The following is a 22190-nucleotide window of genomic DNA, read 5'->3' as shown; positions in this document are numbered from 1 at the left end:
TGATCACTCACGGTGATAAGGATGGTTGGTGGTAATGCTCCACGCCCTGTACAGACTCTCCGCAACCAGAACCCGAACAAGAGGGTGCGGAAGGGTTAATGCAGAGAGTGACCAGCTTTGTTCCGCTGCCGCTTTACAGGCAGGAGAGAGACCTTCCGGCCCGCCAATTAACAGACTGACGTCACGACCGTCCAGTTTCCAGCGCTCCAGTTCGGTCGCCAGTTGCGGCGTGTCCCAGGGTTTACCTGGGATATCAAGGGTGACGATGCGGTTTTTGCCTGCGGCAGCCAGCATCTGCTCACCCTCTTTGTCGAGAATGCGTTTAATGTCCGCGTTCTTGCCGCGCTTTCCTGCCGGGATTTCGATCAGCTCAAAGGGCATATCTTTCGGAAACCGACGGAGATACTCGGTAAATCCGGTTTGTACCCAGTCAGGCATTTTCGTACCCACAGCGACAAGTTGCAGCTTCACGCATTAACTCCAGAGTTTTTCCAGTTCATACAGGCGACGACTCTCTTCCTGCATCACGTGGACAATCACATCGCCGAGGTCAACGACGATCCAGTCAGCGACATTCTCGCCTTCCACGCCGAGCGGCAGCAGGCCAGCAGTGCGGGACTCCTGAACCACGTGGTCTGCAATAGACATAACGTGACGGCTGGATGTACCGGTGCAGATAATCATGCAATCAGTGATGCTGGATTTGCCCTGAACGTCTAAGGCGATGATGTCTTGACCTTTCAGGTCATCAATTTTGTCGATTACAAAATCCTGGAGTGCTTTACCCTGCAAGTGTTCCCCCTGGGTGAAAAGAGTTAAAAACGTCTGTTAGTATACCTGAACCAGAGGCGATATCGGGACAAATGTCTCCGAATGCGCTTGTGAAGTGCGCTATCATCCCACCCCACGCCACAGAATGCATCGCCATTTTTGTAAAACAATTTCTGCAAAGCTCTGAAGGGCGGGAAAAGTCAGGCTGCGGAGAATAACAGCCTGTCATGGGGTGTCAATGGGAGAGAGGCCCTTCGGCATAAAAAACAGCGCTTTCACTCCCCGTCGCGCCATACGGCCCGGCTGTTAAGCACTTTCAGAACCGCAAAATCGTCACAAAAATCAATTGCGCTCCAGCAGCCTTGTTCGACGCGGAAATGCCACATTGCCGCAGCGGGCATGGACAGCAGACGGGCGATCAACACGCTCAGCACGCCTTGATGACTCACCACCAGCAGATTTTGGCACGCTTTATAATCAGCAAGCTGGGCAATGAAACGTTCCACTCGCTGGGAAAACGCCTGAAAACCTTCGCCATTGGTGGGCGTCGCATTCTGCCAGTCGTTACACCACACGGCGTAATTTTCGGCGTCTTCGCGCGCCAGATCGCGATGGTGACGCATTTCCCAGTCACCAAAAAACATCTCATTAAGCTCAGGCATGTTGCGCACAGGAACTTCACGTTCCGCCAGAATCAACTGCGTTGTATGGCGGGCGCGTTCCAGTTCGCTGCACAGAACGTTGTCGACAGGGACATTGCGTAACAGCGTACCCAGCGTTTGCGCCTGAGCGATCCCCCGTTCCGTTAGCGGTGTGGGGGCGTGGCCGCTATATAAACCAGCGACATTGGCTTCGGTTTCGCCATGACGTACTAACCAGAGTCTCATGTTTTCCTCGTGAGGCTATTCGCACAAAATATGATGTTTGCCCTGATTGCGCAGTGATTTTTCACTAAAATACCCTTTTTTACGTGGAGCGGCACGATGTCATTATTGAAGAGCGCACATGGCGGTAACACCCGAGAAGCCGCCGAATTGTTGGGCATCTTGCCTGAGCAGTTGCTGGATTTTAGCGCGAATATTAACCCGCTGGGTATGCCGGTAAGTTTAAAACGGGCGATTATCGACAATCTGGACTGCACGGAGCGTTACCCGGATGTCGATTACGCGCAACTGCATGCCGCGCTGGCGGAGCATCATCAAATTCCGTCCTCGTGGATCCTGGCCGGGAACGGTGAAACCGAATCCATTTTTACCCTAGTGCATGGCCTGAAGCCACGCCACGCGATGATCGTGACGCCCGGGTTTGCGGAATATCGTCGGGCGCTGCAATGGGGAGAGTGTACGATCCATGAGTTTGCGCTGTGCGAAGACGATGGCTGGCAGCTTACCGATGCGATCCTCGATGCGTTAACGCCTGAGCTGGACTGCCTGTTTCTCTGTACGCCCAATAATCCCACCGGGTTGTTGCCCGAAACCCGCCTGCTGCGTGAAATTGCCACGCGTTGCGAGTCGCTGGGGATCGCCCTGATCCTTGATGAAGCGTTTATCGATTTTATTGCCAAGGAGTCGGGGTTTATCCCGTTACTGCACGAGAACCCGCATATTTGGGTGCTACGTTCGCTCACCAAGTTCTATGCGATCCCGGGACTGCGTCTGGGGTATCTGGTCAACAGTAACGAACAGGCGGTTGCACAGATGCGCAGCCAACAAATGCCGTGGTCAATTAATGCGTTTGCTGCCCTGGCAGGCGAGATTATCTTACGCGATAGCGCGTATCAGCGGGCGACGTGGAAATGGCTGGAACAAGAGGGGGAGCGGTTTGATCAACAACTGCAAGATCTGCCCGGCCTGACGGCGTATCCCGGCCGGGCAAATTATCGTTTATTACGCTGCGATCGTGCGGATATTGATCTGCAACTTGCGTTGCTGAAACAGCATGTCTTGATTCGCAGTTGCGCCAATTATCCGGGGCTGGATGCGCGCTATTATCGGGTAGCCGTTCGCAGCCAGGAAGAGAATAACCGCCTGCTGACGGCCTTACGCAAGGCGCTTAGCGGTACAGTCCCTGTTGATTGATATAGTCAAGCACCGCGTCTGGCATCAGGTCGTCGCACGGCTCGCCCTTTTCCAGGCGCTCACGGATGAGCGTGGCAGAGATGTTAAACCACGGCGTTTCGGCCAGGTAAATTTTCCCGCAAGGCAGGTTGTGCAGGTCATCTGCTGAATGGGTCAGATGATCCTCCAGCCATTGCTGGTGTTTTTCCTGCGCCATTTCGAGTGGATAGCCCGGACGTCGGCACACGATGAGGTGGGTATTACCCAGAATCGTGTGGTAGTCATGCCAGGAAGGGAAGGTAAGCAGCGAATCCTGACCAATGATAAACGCTAATGGCACGTTCGGGCCTTGCTCCTCGCGCCACTCTTTTAGCGTTTGCGCGGTGTAGGAGGCGGTATCGCGTTTCAGCTCGCGTTCATCCAGGGAAAACAGCGGCTTATCAGCAATGGCCAGTTCAACCATACGCTTACGTTGCTCACCGGACGCTTCGGGCTGCGCACGATGTGGCGGCACGTTATTGGGCATGATGATGACCCGGGAAAGGCCAATCAGATTCGCCAGAATTTCAACCGGTTTAAGATGACCGTAATGCACCGGATCAAAGGTGCCACCGAACAGAGCCTGCAATGATTTCATATCAACCATCAATAAAAACATCGGCCAGCGATTTATGACAGAGCAAAAGGGAAAGCCCCTCAAGTTCCGCCCACACTGACTGACCATAGTCTTGTTTAAGCGTAATTTCCGTACGCGTTAAAAGCGTAACAGCCTGACGCAGTTGCGCCGGGTTCAGCCGGTTTAGCGCATCTCCCATCATGCCCCGGCGATTTTGCCACACCCGGTGTTTGTCAAACAACGTGCGCAAAGGCGTATGGGCCGACTGCCGTTTTAAGTTAACCAGCAACAGCAACTCACGCTGTATCGTACGCAGCAAAATAACCGGCTCGCTACCTTCCAGGCGTAGCTGCTGCAGAATGTGCAGCGCGCGTTTGCTTTTGCCCATCAGCAGCGCGTCTACCCAGTGGAATGGGGTAAAGTGCGCGGCATCGTTAACCGCTTTCTCTACGCGAGGCAGCGTTAGTTTGCCGTCAGGCCAAAGCAACGCTAATCGTTCCAGCGCTTGCGCCAGTGCTAACAAATTACCTTCATAGCAATAGCACAAAAGCTGATTGGCCGCGTCATCCAGTTGCAGGTTGTTAAGTTTCGCCCTGGCGGCAACCCAACGAGGAAGCTGTGCTTGTTCCGGCGTCTGGCAGCTTACCTGCACCGCATTATTGGCAAGTTTGGTATACCATGCGGCGTTTTCCTGTGCCCTGGTGAGTTTGTTGCCGCGAACCATCAGTAGCAGATCGTCATGTAACAGAGTGACGAGTGACGCGAGCTGTTCATTAATGGCGGCATTTGGGCCATTTTCAGGCAACTGCAGAAGCAGGGTTTGATGGCTGGCAAACAGGCTCATCGCCTGGCAGAGTGAAAATATCTCTCCCCAGTCGGTGCTGTTGTCCAGAGTGAAGGCGTGGTGTTCTTCGAATCCTTGCGTTGCGGCAGCCTGACGGATGGCATCCTGGCTTTCCTGCAATAAGAGGGGATCGTTGCCCAAGAGTAAATACGCCGCGCGCAGCCCTTCATTGAGCTGTGCGCGGAGTTGTTCAGGGTACAACTTGAGCATCAGTTACCCAGCGTGGTGGAGACACGCGCCGGGGATGACGCAGGCGCTGCGGTTTTATTCACCGCAGGCTCAGCATCAGCATTGGATGACTGAGTATCGGCCAGATGTACGCTTGGCAACTTACGAATCAACTGTTCAGCCGCTTTGTCATACATCTCTTTTATGATCATGTCCTGCTCGTTATCCTTCGCCAGTGCAGCCTGTGGGTTGTCAAAGAACGAACGATAAACTTTGGCGCTGATTGGGTAAATATCATGACCTGGAATCAGCACAGTAGCCCTTACGGACATCACCATCTGGTATTCAGCCGTTTGACCGTTCTGGAATACCGATGCCGTATCCTGCGAAATGCTGACCGCACCCAGACGTAAGGACGTCACATCTTTACGCATGGTACCGTCTTCAAGCAGCGTAACACCGTTCAGACGCAGCTGATTACGCACCGCGCGGCTTAACGGGCCGTTTGGATCGCCAGAGTTCAGGATCATGGTTTTCATTGAGGGTGGAACCTGCGTAGTGTTACGCAGATGCCAACCACACCCGGCGGTGACAAGCACCGCCAGCGATAACAACAATGTTGTCAGAAGTCGCACGCTTCCTCCCGCGCTTAGCCAACGACCAGATTGAGGAGTTTACCCGGTACATAAATCACTTTACGTACGGTAACGCCATCAAGATATTTTGCCACCAGATGCTCCTGGCCAGCACGTTCACGAACCTGCTCTTCAGTGGCGTTTACCGGAACGGTGATTTTGCCACGTACTTTGCCGTTTACCTGAACCACAACCAGCGTTGAGTCTTCAACCATTGCTGCTTCGTCCGCCACCGGCCACGGCGCGTTGTCGATATCGCCTTCGCCTTTCAGCGCCTGCCACAGGGTGAAGCAAACGTGTGGGGTGAACGGGTTAAGCATGCGTACAACAGCCAGCAATGCTTCCTGCATCAGGGCTCTGTCCTGCTCGTCTGCCTGCGGTGCTTTCGCCAGCTTGTTCATCAGCTCCATAATCGCCGCAATCGCGGTGTTAAAGGTCTGACGACGACCGATATCATCGGTGACTTTAGCAATGGTTTTATGTACGTCGCGACGCAGCGCTTTTTGATCTTCGCTCAACACATCAACGTTCAGGGCAGCAACATCTCCCTGGGACGTATGTTCGTAAACCAGTTTCCAGACACGTTTCAGGAAGCGGTTCGCCCCTTCAACGCCGGATTCCTGCCATTCCAGCGTCATATCAGCCGGAGAAGCGAACATCATGAACAGACGTACGGTGTCGGCGCCGTAGCGTTCAACCATGACCTGCGGGTCGATACCGTTATTTTTCGACTTGGACATCTTGCTCATGCCGGTATACACCAGTTCATGGCCTTCTGCGTCCTTAGCCTTAACGATACGACCTTTTTCGTCACGCTCAACGATGGCATCAACCGGAGAAACCCAGTTACGTTCGCCGTTGGTGCCAACGTAGTAGAACGCATCGGCCAGAACCATCCCCTGACACAGCAGCTGTTTAGCTGGTTCATCAGAGTTGACCATGCCTGCGTCGCGCATCAGTTTGTGGAAGAAGCGGAAGTAGAGCAGGTGCATGATGGCGTGTTCAATACCGCCAATGTAGATATCAACTGGCAGCCAGTAGTTCGCCGCGTCGGAATCCAGCATACCTTCCTGATACTGCGGGCAGGTGTAGCGCGCGTAGTACCAGGACGACTCCATAAAGGTATCGAAGGTGTCAGTTTCACGCAGCGCAGGCATACCGTTAACGGTGGTTTTCGCCCACTCTGGATCGGCTTTGATTGGGCTGGTAATGCCGTCCATGACTACGTCTTCCGGCAAAATAACCGGCAGTTGGTCTTCTGGCGTTGGCAGGACGGTACCGTCTTCCAGCGTCACCATCGGAATCGGCGCGCCCCAGTAACGCTGACGGGAAACACCCCAGTCACGCAGACGATAGTTAACTTTACGCTCACCCACGCCTTTAGCTACCAGCTTGTCAGCAATAGCGTTGAAGGCCGCTTCGAAGTCGAGGCCGTCAAACTCACCGGAGTTAAACAGCACGCCTTTTTCAGTCAGCGCTTGTTCAGACAGATCCGGCTCTGCGCCTTCAGCGGTCAGAATTACCGGCTTGATGGTCAGGCCATATTTGGTCGCAAATTCGTAATCGCGCTGATCGTGACCCGGAACGGCCATAACTGCGCCTGTACCGTATTCCATCAGCACGAAGTTTGCCGCCCAAACCGGGATCTCTTCGCCAGTCAGCGGGTGAACGGCTTTGAAACCAGTGTCGACGCCTTTCTTCTCCATGGTCGCCATTTCGGCTTCAGCAACCTTGGTGTTGCGGCATTCGTCAATGAAGGCAGCCAGTTCTGGGTTATTTTCAGCGGCTTTCTGCGCCAGCGGATGACCTGCAGCAACGGCCAGGTAGGTCGCACCCATAAAGGTGTCCGGGCGTGTGGTGTAGACGGTCAGCGTGTTGTCGTAATCGTTCACATCGAAGGTGATTTCCACGCCTTCAGAGCGGCCAATCCAGTTGCGCTGCATCGTTTTCACGGTGTCAGGCCAGTGATCCAGATTATCTAGGTCGCGCAACAGTTCGTCAGCGTAAGCGGTGATTTTGATGAACCACTGCGGGATCTCTTTACGCTCAACTTTGGTGTCGCAACGCCAGCAGCAGCCGTCGATAACCTGTTCGTTCGCCAGTACGGTCTGGTCGTTCGGGCACCAGTTAACGGCAGACGTTTTCTTGTACACCAGCCCTTTTTTGTACAGCTCGGTGAAGAACTTCTGTTCCCAGCGGTAGTATTCCGGGGTGCAGGTTGCCAGCTCACGGCTCCAGTCGTAACCGAAACCCAGCATTTTGAGCTGGTTTTTCATGTATGCGATGTTGTCATACGTCCACGGTGCCGGGGCGGTGTTGTTTTTAACCGCAGCGCCTTCGGCAGGCAGGCCGAACGCATCCCAGCCAATTGGCTGAAGTACGTTTTTGCCCAGCATACGCTGATAGCGAGCGATCACGTCACCGATGGTGTAGTTACGTACGTGGCCCATGTGTAGTCGACCAGAAGGATAGGGAAGCATAGACAGGCAGTAATACTTCTCTTTGCTCTCGTCTTCGGTAACTTCAAATGTGCGCTTCTCATCCCAGTGAAGCTGTACTTTGGATTCTATCTCTTCCGGGCGGTATTGCTCTTGCATGGCAGCCAGTGGTCCTGTTTTCAATACAGCTACAAACGTAGCTCTAGATGTGGTGTTTTAGATCCGCATAGCATAGCCCAAACGCCCGCGCCAAAACAGCCTTTCGCGCATTCAACGTTGAATTCCCGTAAGGATAATTCTTGCACGAATTTACACAGTCTGTGGACAGTCTTGCAAAGCGTAGCGTAAATAACGTCTATTATTATAGACAGTTAACGACCCAGGAGGCGAAGCGATGAACAAGGTTGCTCAATATTACCGTGAACTAGTGGCTTCACTGAGTGAACGCCTGCGTAATGGCGAACGCGATATTGATGCGTTGGTGGAACAGGCGCGTCAGCGCGTTATGCAGACCGGGGAGTTAACGCGCACCGAGGTGGAAGAGCTCACCCGGGCCGTCAGACGCGATCTGGAAGAGTTTGCTCTGAGCTATGAAGAAAGCCTCGATGAGGAGACCGACAGCGTCTTTATGCGGGTTATCAAAGAGAGTATCTGGCAGGAACTGGCCGATATTACCGATAAAACGCAGCTTGAATGGCGCGAAGTGTTCCAGGACCTCAGCCATCACGGGGTTTATCACAGCGGCGAGGTTGTCGGGTTGGGCAATCTGGTGTGCGAGAAGTGCCACTTCCATTTAGCGGTGTACACTCCTGATGTGCTGCCGCTATGCCCGAAATGCGGACACGATCAGTTCCAGCGTCGACCGTTTGAGCCGTGATTTTCACCTGAGAGCCGCTAACGCGGCTCTGTGAGGGATTGCGAATGTGTTACGCCACAACGCGTTGATTCCAGGCATCCGTATAGATGATATTTCCATCGCAATGCTTCCATGTGATGCTTTCATAGCGTAGCAGAATGGTTTCAAGATGTGTCCCGGTTGAAGCTCCAGGATAAAGATCTGCGGTAATGGATGTGATTTTCACATTGTTTAGAATGATATTAAAATACTCCTTTTCCATATAAATTTATAATATTGGGTCATTTGAATTTTTCGAATTTTTCTGTAATGAACGGATAAAACCAAAAAATAGCAATAATACTGATGAGCATTAACTCCCACCAGTATTCAGGAAATAAATATAACCAGAGCACGGCAAAAACTATCAAGATTGCTGGGAGTACAAGGTTATATAGTACAACTGATATTAGACTCTTAAACATCGAATCTTTCCATGATTTCGTCGGCAAGCTGATCGAGGTTAGAATAGACACCATCATGAACTTTCTGAATTATTTCTGAAAGAGCTGGCTCAACGAAGTAATAGAGCATCTCCAGCTTTGCTTGGTAAAGAATCCAATAATAACTTGGATCTATTGCTTTCAGTGCCCGGGCTGCCATAGCTGCTTTTTGCTGAAACCCATAGACCTGCAGAATATAAACGCCAACTGGCATTTTACCAGCCAGTTTTCGCGCAACGGCTTTTGACAGAACTCTGACTGTGCAATAGCTTCCGCCATAGCTGAGGCTACAGTAAACCGTGTACATCGTATTTGTGAATCCATTCTCAATATATATGGATAACTGCCTGTCATTCTGAAACCTTACCCTGAGATAATCTGAAGCATTCATTCAATGTTCATCTGATTTGTTGTGCCGGGTGCTGCATGATACATTAATCTGCTGGGGGGTTTATTCAGTATTACCTGACAAATTAATGAAGTAACGCAGTATTCACGTTCGCTATTAGCTAACAGTAAAATCGCTATGATTCAACATAGCGATCTTACTCAATGATAAATTTCAGGCGTAAAACTTCAACCGTTCTGCCAGCAGATCGACAAAACCTTCGCGATCCACGTCCACCATTACGGTGGCGTTTGGCTTATTGCCGCTCAGGAAGTAGTAGTCAACCACGGTCATTCCCTGGGTGTATTTGCCCTGAGTTTCCACACCAACCCAGCGTTCAACGGTGGTAAACAGTTCAGGTTTCAGCAGCCAGGCAATGGTGCATGGATCGTGCAACGGCGCGCCAATGAATCCCCATTTTTCATCTTTGTGATATTCAAAGAAGAAGTCGAGTAGTTCAGCAACGATTGTCGAAATGGGATTGCCGATAGCGCGGAACCGTTCGGTATCTTCACGATGTATTTGTGCTTTATGCGTGACATCCAGTCCAGCCATCACCACCGGAATGCCCGACTGGAACACGATTTCAGCGGCTTCTGGATCCACGAAGATGTTGAACTCAGCGGCGGGCGTCCAGTTTCCGAGGCCCATTGCACCACCCATGATCACGATACGGGCGATTTTGGGGTGCAGTTCAGGATGGCTATTCAGTAGCAATGCCACGTTAGTTTGCGGCCCGGTGGAGACAATCGTCACCGGTTCCTGACTGTTACGCAGGATTTTCGCCATCAATTCCACGGCGGTGCAGTCCTGTGGAGCAAAAGCGGGTTCAGGCAGCGCCGGGCCATCAAGCCCGCTCTCACCGTGGACGTTATCGGCAATTATCAGGTCGCGCATCAGCGGTTTGACTGCGCCACCAGCCACTGGGATATCCGTACGGTTGAGCAACGTTAACATACGCAATACGTTACGCAGTGTTTTGTCGGGGGTCTGGTTACCGGCAGAGGAGGTTATCGCTTTCACATCCAGTTCAGGTGAAGCGAGGGCGAGAACAATTGCGATAGCGTCGTCATGACCTGGATCGCAATCAAACAGGATAGGAAGTGCCATTGTTGCTCCTTGTAAGTGGGACTTTGTGACAAGGTTAACGCTGGGCTGTGCCTGTTTCGAGAAGTGAAGAGATAAATCGTGAGGTGGCGCGCACATGGAGGTGCGCGCCAGCAAGATTAGTGCAGGATTTTCGCGAGGAAGTCTTTGGCACGGTCAGATTTTGGATTAGCGAAGAACTCTTCTTTCGGTGAGTCTTCAACAATCTTCCCTTCATCCATGAAGATCACCCGGTTCGCCACTTTACGCGCAAAGCCCATTTCGTGGGTAACTACCATCATGGTCATCCCTTCATTGGCCAGTTCAACCATGACGTCCAGTACTTCGTTGATCATTTCTGGGTCGAGTGCTGACGTCGGTTCGTCAAACAGCATAGCGATAGGATCCATGCACAGCGCCCGGGCGATGGCGACACGCTGTTGCTGGCCCCCGGAGAGCTGAGCTGGAAACTTCTCGGCATGCGCTGACAGACCAACGCGTTCCAGTAACTTTTGCGCTTTGTCGCGGGCAGGCTTTTTATCGCGTTTAAGCACTTTTACCTGCGCCAGAGTCAGGTTCTCAATAATCGACAGATGCGGGAACAGTTCAAAGTGCTGGAACACCATGCCAACGCGGGAGCGCAGTTTGGCCAGATCGGTCTTTTTATCATTCACCACGGTACCATCAACGGTGATGACGCCCTGTTGTACCGGCTCCAGCCCGTTCACCGTTTTGATAAGTGTTGATTTACCTGAACCTGACGGGCCGCAGACCACCACCACTTCACCTTTTTTCACTTCCGTGGAGCAGTCGGTCAGCACCTGAAAGTGACCATACCATTTAGAAACATTTTTCAGGGTAATCATTAAACTGTCCTTTTCTTCAAATAGCTGACCAACAACGATGCGCTCAGACTGAATACAAAATAAACGGCGCCAGCAAACAGGATCATTTCAACCTGCGTGCCGTCACGCTCGCCAATGGTGGAGGCGGTACGGAAGAAGTCTGCCAGACTCAATACATAGACCAGCGAGGTATCCTGGAAGAGTACGATGCCCTGGGTAAGCAGCAGCGGCACCATCGCGCGGAATGCCTGCGGCAGAATGATGAGTTTCATCGACTGCCAATGGGTCATCCCCAGCGCCAGCGCGGCACTGGACTGCCCGCGAGAAATACTCTGGATACCGGCGCGGATAATCTCGGAATAGTACGCGGCTTCAAACATCGAAAATGCGACCATCGCTGAGATCAGGCGAATATCGGTTTTTGGCGACAGACCCAGCACGTTTTGCAGGAAGCCGGGCACAATCAGGTAGAACCACAGCAGCACCATCACCAGCGGAATGGAGCGGAATACGTTGACGTAGCCCTTCGCAAACCAGGCAATTGGCGCGAAGCTGGACAGACGCATTACTGCAAGGATGGTCCCCCAGACGATACCAATGACGACTGCCGTGACGGTGATTTTCAGCGTGATGATCAGCCCATCCAGCAGATACGGCAGGGAAGGGACGATAGAACTCCAGTCAAATTCGTACATTATTTGCCTCCCAAATTGCCAGGCAGGCGGATTTTGCGTTCGACGAGATTCATCACCAGCATGATGACGGCGTTAATCAGTACGTAGGCCAGAGTGATGGCCGTAAACGATTCCCATGCGTGGGCGGAGTAATCCAGTAGTTTACCCGCTTGCGCAGCCATATCGACCAGGCCGATAGTGGAGGCGATCGCGGAGTTCTTTACCAGGTTCATCATCTCTGAGGTCATTGGCGGAACAATCACGCGGTAAGCGTTTGGCAGCAGAACATAGCGGTAGGCCTGCGGCAACGTCAGTCCCATCGCCAGCGCGGCATTTTTCTGCCCGCGAGGCAGAGACTGAATAGCGGCACGAACCTGTTCGCAGACGCGCGCAGCGGTAAACAGCCCCAGACAAAGCATGGATGAGAGGAAGAACTGAATGTTGGGATCCAGTTCTGACTTAAACCACATCCCGATGTTTTCCGGCAGCAGTTCAGGAATGACCAGATACCAGGTAAAAAACTGGACGATGAGCGGAACGTTACGAAACAGCTCGACGTACAGCGTGCCGATCCCGGAAAGGAAACGATTTGGTACGGTACGTAAGATGCCGAATAAAGAGCCGATGAGGAAAGCGATAACCCAGGCGGTGATAGATAACGCGACAGTGACCTGGAAACCACTCCAGAGCCAGCCGAGATAGGTGGTGTTGCCGAACGGGGCTTGTTGTAAAAAAATACCCCAGTTCCAGTCTATAGACATAAATCTACTCCAGAAAAAAAAGGGTAGCAGCGCTACCCCCGAAGATTGTTATTCAGCGTTTTGCGGTTTTCAGGCCTGATGGGGAACGACCATCAGGCTTATAGTCTGTCCGTGCTGAGTAGCAATCGAGAGGGAGGGGAAGCCTCCCTGATTACACTTCATCCTTCAAGATATCTCGTTGTTGGCTGCCTTTATTCATCCCGGTTACTTACTCATGTAAGCGCCCGGGAATTCGCTCAGTTGCCGCCTCGATATAACTTGAAAGGTTTTGTGTACTCTTCTAATTAATTAGTTAAGCGCTTTATCATTCGGTTCTTTGAACAGGGCTTTCATCTCGTCTGACAGTTCGAAATTCATGTTCAGGTTCTTCGGTGGAATTGGATTTTTAAACCACTTATCAAACCATTTCTCAGCTTCGCCTGAGGTCTGCGCCTTGGCGATAGTGTCATCCATCAGCTTTTTGAACTGAGGGTCATCTTTACGCAGCATGCAGCCGTAAGCTTCCTGAGACTGCGGCTTGCCGACGATCTCCCAGTTGTCTGGTTTCTTCGCCTTCGCGCGCTCGCCAGCCAGCAGGGCGTCATCCATCATAAAGGCAACGGCGCGGCCGCTTTCCAGAGTACGGAAAGAGTCACCGTGGTCTTTCGCGCTGATGATGCGCATATCCATTTTTTGCTCTTCATTCAGCTTGTGCAGCAGCACCTCTGAGGTGGTACCCGAAGTCACGACTACGGCTTTACCTTTCAGATCGGCGAAATCTTTGACGTCGCCGCCTTTTTTCGCCAGCAGACGAGTACCAACAACGAAAATGGTGTCAGAGAAAGCCGCTTGTTTTTGGCGCTCGACGTTGTTGGTGGTGGAGCCACATTCAAAGTCGAAGGTGCCGTTTTGCAGCAGCGGGATACGGTTTTGTGAAGTAATCGGGATCAGTTTCACCTGCAGGTCAGGCTTGTTCAGCTTTTTCTTCACGGCTTCAACGATCGCGTTGGAGTAATCCTGTGAATAACCGACCACTTTTTGTTGATTATCGTAGTAAGAAAACGGTACCGATGATTCACGGTGGCCGACCACAATCACGCCGTTTTTGGCGATCTTGTCCAGCGTGCTGCCTGCCGCTGGTGCTGCGTCTTCTGCGTGCGCCAGACCGGCGGACATTCCCATGACCAGCATGGCAGTGGCGAGCTTACGTAATTGCATATCCAACTCCTTTATCGTCTGCGCCAGGGACGCATTGATACCCATTGTGATGTTGTTATTGTTTGCTACTAAAACGTGCAGTCTTGTATATGTTTGTTAACATTTAGTTTGGATGAATGTAAAGAATTTGCTGTTTTATTGTTTATTTTTGCGAGGTGCGCCGCACCATTTGGGGGCAAAAATATCTTGTTGCACTTTTCAGGTGCTACCGGCGCTCAACGTTGGTGCGACCAGGTTGCACATTCAGCCAAAACTGCATTTGTCTTGTAGAACAAAGCAATAGACGTGCCAGAATGGGGAGCGGGAAATGTTTTGTGGGCCGGATAAGCGAAACGTTATCCGGCCAGGAAAGGAAGGTTACTTACGACGCTGGCGCAGGCTCATTACCACTGCACCAAAGCCAAACAGCGCGGTAAGCAGCCAGAGCGGCCAGTTACCGGTACGGGCATAAGGGGTTAAGCCCGACGTTGGCGTCACGCTGGTGGTCAGGACCTGGCGGGTAAACTGCGGGATCATCGCCTGAATCTCACCCTGTGGACCAATCACCGCCGTAATACCGTTGTTGGTGCTACGCAGCAGAGGGCGCGCCAGCTCGAGGGAACGCATACGCGCCATCTGGAAGTGCTGCCACGGGCCGATGGATTTACCAAACCAGGCATCGTTGGAAATCGTCAGCAGGTAGTCCGTATCCGGGCGGAAATTATCCCGTACCTGTTCGCCAAGAATGATTTCATAGCAGATGGCAGCCGTCAGCTTAAAGCCGTGCGCATGCAGCTGTGGCTGCACATAAGGCCCACGGCTGAAAGACGACATTGGCAGGTCAAAGAACGGCGCTAACGGGCGCAGGATCGATTCCAGCGGGACGAACTCGCCAAACGGTACCAGATGGTTTTTGTTGTAGCGGTTGCTGGAGTCGTAACTGTACGGGCTGTCTTTACCCAGCGTGATGATGGTGTTGTAGGTGTCGTAACGATTCTGCTTGTTCAGCCGCGCGTCAACGATACCGGTAATCAGCGTGCTGTTTTTCGATCTCAGCAGGCCATCCATCATGCCCAGAAAACGCTGCTGATTAATTTCCAGGTCCGGAATAGCGGATTCTGGCCAGATGATCAGCTGTGATTTGCCCATCTCAGGCTGGGTGGCGTCGAGATAAATCTTCAGGGTGTTGAGTAACTGACCTTCATCCCATTTGAGCGACTGCGGAATGTCACCCTGCACCATCGAGACCTGAGTGGTTTTTTCCGGCTCAAGCGTGTACCACTGGATATAGCGCAGCGGAAAGGGCAGAGCAAAGAGCAATAGCGCGGCAATCAGCGGCTTCCAGTTACGCGTCACCAGCGCCAGCGCCAGCAGGCCGCTAACCACCATCAGCAGGAAGTTAATCGCCTCAACGCCCATCACCGGAGCCAGCCCTTTTAACGGACCGTCGATCTGACTGTAGCCGAACTGTAGCCACGGGAAGCCGGTCAGTACCCAGCCGCGCAGGAATTCGGTTATTTGCCAGACGACCGGCGCGGCAATCGCCACGCGTATCCAGGTGGTTTTCGGCCACAGACGCGCCAACACGCCGGCAAACAAGCCGGTGTAGAGGGAAAGGTATGCGGCAAGAAGAACCACGAGGAACACATTAATGGGGCCCGGCATACCGCCAAACTGCGCGATGCTGACGTAAACCCAGTTGATGCCGGAGCCAAACAGCCCCAATCCCCAAAAGTAGCCGATTGCGGCAGACTGGAGCGGACGGCGATTGAAGGTAAGAGCCTGCAGGCCCATCAGCGAAACGATCGCAGCGGGCCAGATGTCATACGGAGAGAAAGCCAGCGTCCCGCAGGCACCGAATAATAACGCCAGCAGCAGGCGAATGCGCTGGCGTTCAATTAATGGGGCAAATGCCATGTAGTCTTAGATCCAGTTTCGGGTTTATTCGTCCAGTTTGGGCTGGGGTGAGTCGTCCGGAATTCTGACATGAACCTGAATAATACGACGGCTGTCGGCCATTGCCACTTTGAACTGGTAACCATCAATGTCGATAGTCTCCCCGCGCGCGGGCAGATGACCAAAGGCCTGCATGACCAGCCCGCCGATGGTATCTACTTCTTCGTCGCTAAAATGGGTACCGAAAGCGTCGTTGAAGTCTTCGATCGGCGCCAGAGCGCGAATGGTCCAGGTGTGGCGACTGAGCTGACGGAAATCGATATCGTCTTCTTCGTCGTACTCATCTTCAATTTCACCCACGATCAGTTCAAGGATGTCCTCAATGGTCACCAGACCTGAGACACCGCCGAATTCGTCGATGACGATAGCCATATGATAACGCTGGGAGCGGAACTCTTTCAGCATGCGGTCAACTCGCTTGCTTTCAGGTACGACAACCGCCTGGCGTAACACTTTCTCCATGCTGAAGGCTTCGGCATCGCTGCGCATAAACGGCAGCAGATCTTTGGCCATCAGAATCCCTTCAATGTGATCTTTGTCTTCGCTGATCACCGGGAAACGCGAGTGGGCAGACTCGATAATGACATCGAGACATTCGTCCAGGGTCTGGTTGCGTTTCAGGGTAATCATCTGAGAGCGAGGGATCATGATGTCGCGCACGCGTTGGTCCGCAATATCCATCACCCCTTCGAGCATATCGCGCGTATCTTCATCGATAAGGTCGTTTTGCCCGGAATCACGGATCAGCTCCAACAGTTCGTCGCGGTTTTTTGGTTCACCGTGGAAAAGTTGGCTCAGTAACAGGGAGAAAAATCCCTTTTTGCTGTTTAAGGTGTCACTACTGTGTGAATTGTCGTCGCTCATGGCGTCGTATGGGTTCTCATGTTAGTTAATACAAAGCTCGTCATGCGTATATTCAGCTGTTGACGGCATGTCTCTTCATCGTACTTCAAACCAGGTAAGCCGGATAAGGCGCAATACCTGATGGCGGCTGCGCCTTATCAGGCTTACAAGATTTCGAAATGCTTATTCTTTCTCGGCAATGTACGGATCCTCATAGCCCAGAGCAAGCATAATCTCTGTTTCGAGGGATTCCATCTCTTCCGCTTCATCGTCTTCGATATGGTCGTAACCGAGTAAATGCAGGCTACCGTGCACCACCATGTGCGCCCAGTGGGCCTCAAGCGGTTTGCCTTGTTCCTGCGCTTCTTTCTCGACTACCTGACGGCAGATGATCAAATCGCCCAGCAGCGGCATTTCAATGCCCGGCGGGGCTTCAAACGGGAAAGAGAGTACGTTGGTTGATTTATCTTTCCCGCGATAGGTCAGGTTCAGCTCGTGGCTTTCCGCGTCATCGACCAGACGAATGGTAACTTCAGACTCTTCCTGAAACTGTGGGATCACCGCATCCAGCCAACCCTGAAACTGACTTTCTGTTGGTAAACCGGATTCGTCTTCACATGCCAGCTGTAAATCGAGAATAACCTGACTCATTTTTGTTCCTGCTCCTGAGCTTCGCGCTTGCGTTCTGCAGCCAGCTCGGCTTTGCGTTTCTGTTCTGCTTCTTCCCAGGCTTCATACGCCGTGACGATACGGGCGACCACCGGGTGGCGAACCACGTCTTCGCTATGGAAGAAATTAAAACTAATTTCGTCGACTTCAGCCAGTACTTCAATGGCATGACGCAGACCGGATTTGGTGCTTCGCGGTAGGTCAATCTGGGTGATATCGCCGGTGATAACCGCTTTGGAGTTAAAGCCGATACGGGTCAGGAACATTTTCATCTGTTCGATGGTGGTGTTCTGGCTCTCATCAAGAATGATGAACGCATCGTTTAATGTACGACCACGCATGTAGGCCAGCGGCGCAACTTCAATGACGTTACGCTCAATCAGCTTTTCGACCTTCTCAAACCCGAGCATTTCGAACAGTGCGTCATACAGCGGTCGTAAGTAGGGATCGACTTTCTGGCTGAGGTCACCCGGCAGGAAGCCGAGTTTTTCGCCCGCTTCCACTGCCGGACGGGTCAGCAGAATTCGACGGATCTCCTGACGCTCAAGCGCATCAACCGCAGCGGCAACCGCAAGATACGTTTTACCCGTACCCGCAGGGCCAACGCCAAAGGTGATGTCGTGGTCGAGGATATTCGCAATGTATTGTGCCTGGTTCGGCGTACGCGGCTTAATTACCCCGCGCTTGGTTTTGATGTTCACCGCTTTGCCAAATTCCGGCACGCTGTCTGCGCTTTGCTCAAGCACTCGCGCTTCTTTAATTGCCAGATGAATTTGTTCAGGCTCAATGTCCTGCGTCTGACCGCGCATTGGGGCAGTATCGACGTACAGGCTACGTAAAATATCTGCCGCCGCGGTGACGCAAATTGGGCGACCGGTCAGCTTAAAGTGGTTATCACGACGGTTAATTTCGATGCCGAGGCGACGTTCCAGCTGCTTGATGTTGTCATCAAATGGGCCGCAAAGGCTCAACAGGCGGGCATTGTCTGCGGGTTCAAGGGTGATTTCACGAGTGTCTATGTTCAAACTGTTCCTCTTTTGCATGTCTTGCCGGACGCTGAACATTTACCGGCATCTAAGGAAATTATTCACGCCATGGGGGAAAGGCGCAAGCATTGCGATAAATATGGGGATGATGAGGTAGATTACAAGGCCCGCCGGGGCAGCGAGCCCAGAAGAGTAAGCCCGACAAGCGTAGCGCCATCGGGCATTGAAGATTAAGGCTGATAAATACCGACGCCCAGATCGTTTTCTTTGCGGGTACGCGCAATAACTGACTCAGGGGATTCAGCGATGCGCAGACCCATTTCGTCTTCGGTGCGCACCACTTTACCGCGCAGGGAGTTCGTCCAGACATCGGTAATTTCTACATCCACGAACTTACCGACCATTTCCGGGTTGCCTTCAAAGTTCACCACTCGGTTATTTTCGGTACGGCCAGACAGTTCCATGATGCTTTTACGCGATGTGCCTTCAACCAGAATGCGCTGGGTCGTGCCGACCATGCGACGGCTCCAGGCCATGGCTTGCTGGTTAATACGCTCCTGCAGAATATACAGGCGCTGTTTTTTCTCTTCTTCCGGCACGTCGTCAACCATATCGGCGGCAGGGGTGCCAGGACGCGCAGAGAAGATAAAGCTGTAGCTCATGTCAAAATTGACGTCTGCAATCAACTTCATGGTCTGCTCGAAATCCTGCGTAGTTTCGCCTGGGAAGCCAACGATGAAGTCGGAGCTAATCTGGATATCCGGACGCGCTGCGCGCAGTTTGCGGATGATCGCTTTATATTCCAGCGCGGTATGGGTGCGTCCCATCAGGTTCAGTACGCGATCTGAACCGCTCTGTACCGGCAGGTGCAGGAAACTCACCAGTTCTGGCGTGTCACGATACACTTCAATGATATCATCGGTGAATTCGATCGGATGGCTGGTGGTGAAGCGGATACGGTCAATGCCATCGATCGCCGCGACCAGCCGCAGCAGATCGGCAAAAGATCCTGTCGTGCCGTCGTAGTTTTCACCGCGCCAGGCGTTCACGTTTTGTCCCAGCAGGTTCACTTCACGCACGCCTTGCGCCGCAAGCTGGGCGATTTCAAACAGAATATCGTCCGCCGGACGGCTCACTTCTTCACCGCGGGTGTATGGCACCACGCAGTAAGTACAATATTTATTACAACCTTCCATGATTGACACGAAAGCGCTTGGACCTTCTGCACGCGGTTCCGGTAGGCGGTCGAATTTTTCGATCTCCGGGAAACTGATATCAACCACCGGGCTACGGGTGGTACTTCCACGCACTTTGTTAATCATTTCCGGCAGACGATGCAGGGTTTGCGGCCCAAAAATAATATCGACATAGTGCGCGCGTTGGCGAATATGGTCGCCTTCCTGAGACGCAACACAACCACCGACACCGATAATCAGCTTGGGGTTTTTCTCTTTTAACAGCTTCCAGCGGCCCAACTGATGGAAGACTTTTTCCTGAGCCTTCTCACGGATAGAGCAGGTATTCAGCAGCAGCACATCCGCTTCTTCGGCCACGTCGGTCAGTTGATACCCATGGGTGGCATCCAGCAGATCGGCCATCTTCGATGAATCGTATTCGTTCATCTGACAGCCCCAGGTTTTAATATGGAGTTTTTTGGTCATCGACTTGCTCTTGCGAAATTGTGGCTGAAATGCAGGGCGCATAGTGTACTGCTTTGGCGCGGTTGTGACCAGTATGACGGATGTCAGCCTCAAGGGGTAAAAAATCCTGTAAACTTACACAATACATGTAACAGGATAATTGACCATGACAAATCAACCAACGGAAATTGCCATTGTCGGCGGGGGGATGGTCGGCGGCGCGCTGGCGCTAGGACTGGCGCAGCATGGATTTACGGTAACGGTCATTGAACATGCCGTTCCCGCGCCGTTTGTGGCTGACGGACAGCCAGATGTCAGAATTTCGGCCATCAGCTCCGCCTCCGCGTCGTTGCTAAAAGGGCTGGGCATCTGGGATACGGTTCAGGGGATGCGCAGCCATCCTTACCGTCGTCTGGAAACGTGGGAATGGGAAAATGCCCATGTGATGTTTGATGCCGCCGAGCTTAAGCTGCCCTTGCTGGGCTATATGGTGGAAAACACGGTCCTGCAACAGGCGCTCTGGCAGGCTCTGGACGTTCACCCCAAAGTCACGCTGCGCGTGCCTGCGTCGCTGATCTCTCTGCATCAACATAACGATCGGCATGAGCTTGAGCTGGCTGGTGGCGAAAAAATCAGCGCGAAGCTGGTCATCGGCGCCGATGGCGCAAATTCTCAGGTGCGGAAAATGGCCGGGATTGGTATCCATGCCTGGCAATATGCGCAGTCCTGTATGTTGATAACCGTACAATGCGAGAATTCGCCGGGAGATAGCACCTGGCAGCAATTCACCCCTGACGGTCCGCGCGCATTTTTACCGCTGTTTGATAACTGGGCCTCGCTGGTGTGGTACGACTCACCGGCGCGTATCCGTCAGTTGCAAGGTTTGAATATGTCGCAACTGCAGGCGGAGATCGCCAAACATTTCCCATCGCGACTCGGTAACGTTACGCCTGTGGCAGCGGGGGCATTCCCGCTAACGCGCCGTCACGCGCTGCAATATGTGCAGCCAGGACTGGCGCTGGTGGGTGACGCCGCGCATACCATTCATCCGCTGGCGGGGCAGGGCGTTAATTTGGGGTTCCGTGATGTGGATGCGCTGATTGACGTGCTGGTGAATGCGCGCAGCTACGGTGAGTCCTGGGCAAGTCAGCCGGTGCTGAAGCGCTATCAGAACCGTCGTATGACTGACAATTTCATCATGCAAAGCGGCATGGATCTGTTCTACGCAGGATTTAGCAACAACCTGCAGCCGCTGCGTATCATGCGTAATCTTGGGCTAATGGCCGCAGAGCGCGCCGGCGTGCTGAAACGCCAGGCACTCAAGTACGCGTTAGGATTGTAATTCAGACAGGCCTACAGAGAACGTTGTAGGCCTGGTAAGCATAGCGTCATCAGGTAATAAATGCAGAAAAGCAAAAAGCTCGCCGAAGCGAGCTTTTTTAATATGGCTGGGGTACGAGGATTCGAACCTCGGAATGCTGGTATCAGAAACCAGAGCCTTACCGCTTGGCGATACCCCAACGGGTGCATCCACAGAATGGACGGCTTTTTGAAATTGGCTGGGGTACGAGGATTCGAACCTCGGAATGCTGGTATCAGAAACCAGAGCCTTACCGCTTGGCGATACCCCAACAATTTTTTGGATTTACCGAACGAGTCGATACGTCCTTAATATGGTGGCTACGACGGGATTCGAACCTGTGACCCCATCATTATGAGTGATGTGCTCTAACCAGCTGAGCTACGTAGCCAGATATTATCATATTCTTCGATGGCTGGGGTACCTGGATTCGAACCAGGGAATGCCGGTATCAAAAACCGGTGCCTTACCGCTTGGCGATACCCCAATGACCGTTGCGGTGAACCGCTACATCGAAGAAAAAATGGCTGGGGTACCTGGATTCGAACCAGGGAATGCCGGTATCAAAAACCGGTGCCTTACCGCTTGGCGATACCCCATCCGTGCAACGCTTACGGGTGAATGGTGCGGGAGGCGAGACTTGAACTCGCACACCTTGCGGCGCCAGAACCTAAATCTGGTGCGTCTACCAATTTCGCCACTCCCGCAAAAAAGATGGTGGCTACGACGGGATTCGAACCTGTGACCCCATCATTATGAGTGATGTGCTCTAACCAGCTGAGCTACGTAGCCATCTTTTTTTCGCGTAACCTTATCGGCGTTGCGGGGCGCATTATGCGTATTGAGCCTTGAAGCGTCAACCCCTTTTTCATTGAAAATAGCTGGAATGTGACTGTTTGGTTAGGTTGCGAACAGCATGACGCAATATTCGGCAATTAT

General features: G+C 52.6%; 21 protein-coding genes, 7 tRNA genes and 1 pseudogene. 3 read left to right on the top strand and 26 right to left on the bottom strand.

Going from position 1 to position 22190, the window contains the following annotated elements; all coding sequences use genetic code 11:
- Window positions 1-3: 3 nt before the first annotated feature.
- From rlmH to HVZ39_RS17950, 3 genes are all read right to left on the bottom strand, one after another.
- On the bottom strand, window positions 4-471 hold the full coding sequence (gene rlmH / locus HVZ39_RS17960; RefSeq protein ID WP_003022725.1) for a 23S rRNA (pseudouridine(1915)-N(3))-methyltransferase RlmH: 468 nt from the start codon (window positions 469-471) through the stop codon (window positions 4-6).
- A 3-nt stretch (window positions 472-474) separates the two neighbouring features.
- A complete protein-coding gene (rsfS, locus tag HVZ39_RS17955) occupies window positions 475-792 on the bottom strand; it encodes a ribosome silencing factor (RefSeq protein WP_003022728.1) in 318 nt (105 codons plus the stop codon).
- Window positions 793-1046: 254 nt separating this feature from the next.
- Complete coding sequence (locus HVZ39_RS17950; protein ID WP_046274589.1) at window positions 1047-1658, bottom strand: adenosylcobalamin/alpha-ribazole phosphatase; 612 nt, start codon at window positions 1656-1658, stop codon at window positions 1047-1049.
- 96 nt (window positions 1659-1754) lie between these two features.
- Here HVZ39_RS17950 and cobD point away from each other — a divergent pair, with 96 nt between their 5' ends.
- On the top strand, window positions 1755-2849 hold the full coding sequence (cobD, locus tag HVZ39_RS17945) for a threonine-phosphate decarboxylase CobD (RefSeq protein ID WP_181632785.1): 1095 nt from the start codon (window positions 1755-1757) through the stop codon (window positions 2847-2849).
- Here the strand turns inward: cobD and nadD are convergent.
- Genes nadD through leuS form a run of 4 tightly spaced genes read right to left on the bottom strand, consistent with a single transcriptional unit; the run spans window position 2824 to window position 7688 of the window.
- On the bottom strand, window positions 2824-3465 hold the full coding sequence (nadD, locus tag HVZ39_RS17940) for a nicotinate-nucleotide adenylyltransferase (RefSeq protein ID WP_087121840.1): 642 nt from the start codon (window positions 3463-3465) through the stop codon (window positions 2824-2826). The two genes, cobD and nadD, sit on opposite strands and share 26 nt — an antisense overlap.
- A gap of 1 nt (window position 3466) precedes the next feature.
- A complete protein-coding gene (holA, locus tag HVZ39_RS17935) occupies window positions 3467-4498 on the bottom strand; it encodes a DNA polymerase III subunit delta (protein ID WP_181632784.1) in 1032 nt (343 codons plus the stop codon).
- Window positions 4498-5091, bottom strand: coding sequence for an LPS assembly lipoprotein LptE (lptE, locus tag HVZ39_RS17930; RefSeq protein WP_181546041.1), 594 nt, complete (start codon window positions 5089-5091; stop codon window positions 4498-4500). Before lptE ends, holA begins: the two co-directional genes overlap by 1 nt.
- A gap of 14 nt (window positions 5092-5105) precedes the next feature.
- Window positions 5106-7688, bottom strand: a complete 2583-nt coding sequence (gene leuS, locus HVZ39_RS17925; protein ID WP_142417695.1) for a leucine--tRNA ligase — start codon at window positions 7686-7688, stop codon at window positions 5106-5108.
- Window positions 7689-7923: 235 nt separating this feature from the next.
- Here leuS and HVZ39_RS17920 point away from each other — a divergent pair, with 235 nt between their 5' ends.
- A complete protein-coding gene (locus HVZ39_RS17920) occupies window positions 7924-8406 on the top strand; it encodes a zinc ribbon-containing protein (RefSeq protein ID WP_003022748.1) in 483 nt (160 codons plus the stop codon).
- A 49-nt stretch (window positions 8407-8455) separates the two neighbouring features.
- Here the strand turns inward: HVZ39_RS17920 and HVZ39_RS17915 are convergent.
- From HVZ39_RS17915 to miaB, 12 genes and pseudogenes are all read right to left on the bottom strand, one after another.
- Window positions 8456-8647: pseudogene (locus tag HVZ39_RS17915) on the bottom strand (type VI secretion system tube protein Hcp); the annotation flags it as partial.
- A 194-nt stretch (window positions 8648-8841) separates the two neighbouring features.
- Window positions 8842-9258, bottom strand: coding sequence for a hypothetical protein (locus HVZ39_RS17910; RefSeq protein ID WP_181632783.1), 417 nt, complete (start codon window positions 9256-9258; stop codon window positions 8842-8844).
- 171 nt (window positions 9259-9429) lie between these two features.
- Entirely contained in the window at window positions 9430-10365 is a 936-nt protein-coding gene (gene rihA / locus HVZ39_RS17905; protein ID WP_080858997.1) for a pyrimidine-specific ribonucleoside hydrolase RihA, read from the bottom strand.
- A gap of 116 nt (window positions 10366-10481) precedes the next feature.
- Window positions 10482-11207: a glutamate/aspartate ABC transporter ATP-binding protein GltL gene (gene gltL, locus HVZ39_RS17900; RefSeq protein ID WP_003022754.1), complete on the bottom strand. Its 726-nt coding sequence runs from the start codon at window positions 11205-11207 to the stop codon at window positions 10482-10484.
- The gene (gene gltK / locus HVZ39_RS17895; protein ID WP_003022757.1) at window positions 11207-11881 is read right to left on the bottom strand and encodes a glutamate/aspartate ABC transporter permease GltK; all 675 of its coding nucleotides are present in this window, start codon (window positions 11879-11881) and stop codon (window positions 11207-11209) included. Before gltK ends, gltL begins: the two co-directional genes overlap by 1 nt.
- On the bottom strand, window positions 11881-12621 hold the full coding sequence (gene gltJ / locus HVZ39_RS17890) for a glutamate/aspartate ABC transporter permease GltJ (RefSeq protein WP_016152241.1): 741 nt from the start codon (window positions 12619-12621) through the stop codon (window positions 11881-11883). Before gltJ ends, gltK begins: the two co-directional genes overlap by 1 nt.
- 288 nt (window positions 12622-12909) lie before the next feature.
- Window positions 12910-13818 carry a glutamate/aspartate ABC transporter substrate-binding protein GltI gene (gltI, locus tag HVZ39_RS17885; RefSeq protein WP_016152242.1) on the bottom strand — a complete coding sequence of 303 codons (909 nt, stop codon included), beginning with the start codon at window positions 13816-13818 and terminating at the stop codon, window positions 12910-12912.
- Window positions 13819-14175: 357 nt separating this feature from the next.
- Window positions 14176-15714, bottom strand: coding sequence for an apolipoprotein N-acyltransferase (gene lnt / locus HVZ39_RS17880; RefSeq protein ID WP_181632782.1), 1539 nt, complete (start codon window positions 15712-15714; stop codon window positions 14176-14178).
- A 24-nt stretch (window positions 15715-15738) separates the two neighbouring features.
- Window positions 15739-16617, bottom strand: a complete 879-nt coding sequence (gene corC, locus HVZ39_RS17875; RefSeq protein WP_005121418.1) for a CNNM family magnesium/cobalt transport protein CorC — start codon at window positions 16615-16617, stop codon at window positions 15739-15741.
- A gap of 162 nt (window positions 16618-16779) precedes the next feature.
- Window positions 16780-17247: an rRNA maturation RNase YbeY gene (gene ybeY, locus HVZ39_RS17870; protein ID WP_003835559.1), complete on the bottom strand. Its 468-nt coding sequence runs from the start codon at window positions 17245-17247 to the stop codon at window positions 16780-16782.
- Window positions 17244-18290 (bottom strand): PhoH family protein, encoded by a 1047-nt coding sequence (locus tag HVZ39_RS17865; protein WP_019076268.1) that lies wholly within the window; start codon window positions 18288-18290, stop codon window positions 17244-17246. The genes ybeY and HVZ39_RS17865 overlap by 4 nt, the downstream gene beginning before the upstream one ends.
- Window positions 18291-18481: 191 nt before the next feature.
- Complete coding sequence (gene miaB / locus HVZ39_RS17860; RefSeq protein ID WP_103766019.1) at window positions 18482-19912, bottom strand: tRNA (N6-isopentenyl adenosine(37)-C2)-methylthiotransferase MiaB; 1431 nt, start codon at window positions 19910-19912, stop codon at window positions 18482-18484.
- Window positions 19913-20057: 145 nt separating this feature from the next.
- Between miaB and ubiF the strand changes: the two genes are divergently transcribed.
- Window positions 20058-21233 carry a 3-demethoxyubiquinol 3-hydroxylase gene (gene ubiF / locus HVZ39_RS17855; protein WP_181632781.1) on the top strand — a complete coding sequence of 392 codons (1176 nt, stop codon included), beginning with the start codon at window positions 20058-20060 and terminating at the stop codon, window positions 21231-21233.
- Window positions 21234-21336: 103 nt separating this feature from the next.
- On the opposite strand, the gene HVZ39_RS17850 is transcribed toward ubiF, so the two are convergent.
- The 7 genes from HVZ39_RS17850 to HVZ39_RS17820 form a co-directional block, all read right to left on the bottom strand.
- Window positions 21337-21411: transfer RNA gene (locus tag HVZ39_RS17850), tRNA-Gln, on the bottom strand.
- Window positions 21412-21447: 36 nt separating this feature from the next.
- Window positions 21448-21522 (bottom strand) — tRNA-Gln (locus HVZ39_RS17845).
- Between the two features lie 43 nt (window positions 21523-21565).
- Window positions 21566-21642: transfer RNA gene (locus tag HVZ39_RS17840), tRNA-Met, on the bottom strand.
- A gap of 21 nt (window positions 21643-21663) precedes the next feature.
- Window positions 21664-21738: transfer RNA gene (locus tag HVZ39_RS17835), tRNA-Gln, on the bottom strand.
- Between the two features lie 37 nt (window positions 21739-21775).
- A tRNA-Gln gene (locus HVZ39_RS17830) sits at window positions 21776-21850 on the bottom strand.
- A gap of 23 nt (window positions 21851-21873) precedes the next feature.
- A tRNA-Leu gene (locus HVZ39_RS17825) sits at window positions 21874-21958 on the bottom strand.
- A gap of 8 nt (window positions 21959-21966) precedes the next feature.
- A tRNA-Met gene (locus HVZ39_RS17820) sits at window positions 21967-22043 on the bottom strand.
- Window positions 22044-22190: the final 147 nt, after the last annotated feature.

Source organism: Citrobacter sp. RHB35-C21, assembly GCF_013816515.1.
Lineage (GTDB): Bacteria > Pseudomonadota > Gammaproteobacteria > Enterobacterales > Enterobacteriaceae > Citrobacter > Citrobacter braakii.
Note: the sequence above shows the minus strand (reverse complement) of the source record. Positions and strands in the feature narration are given on the sequence as shown.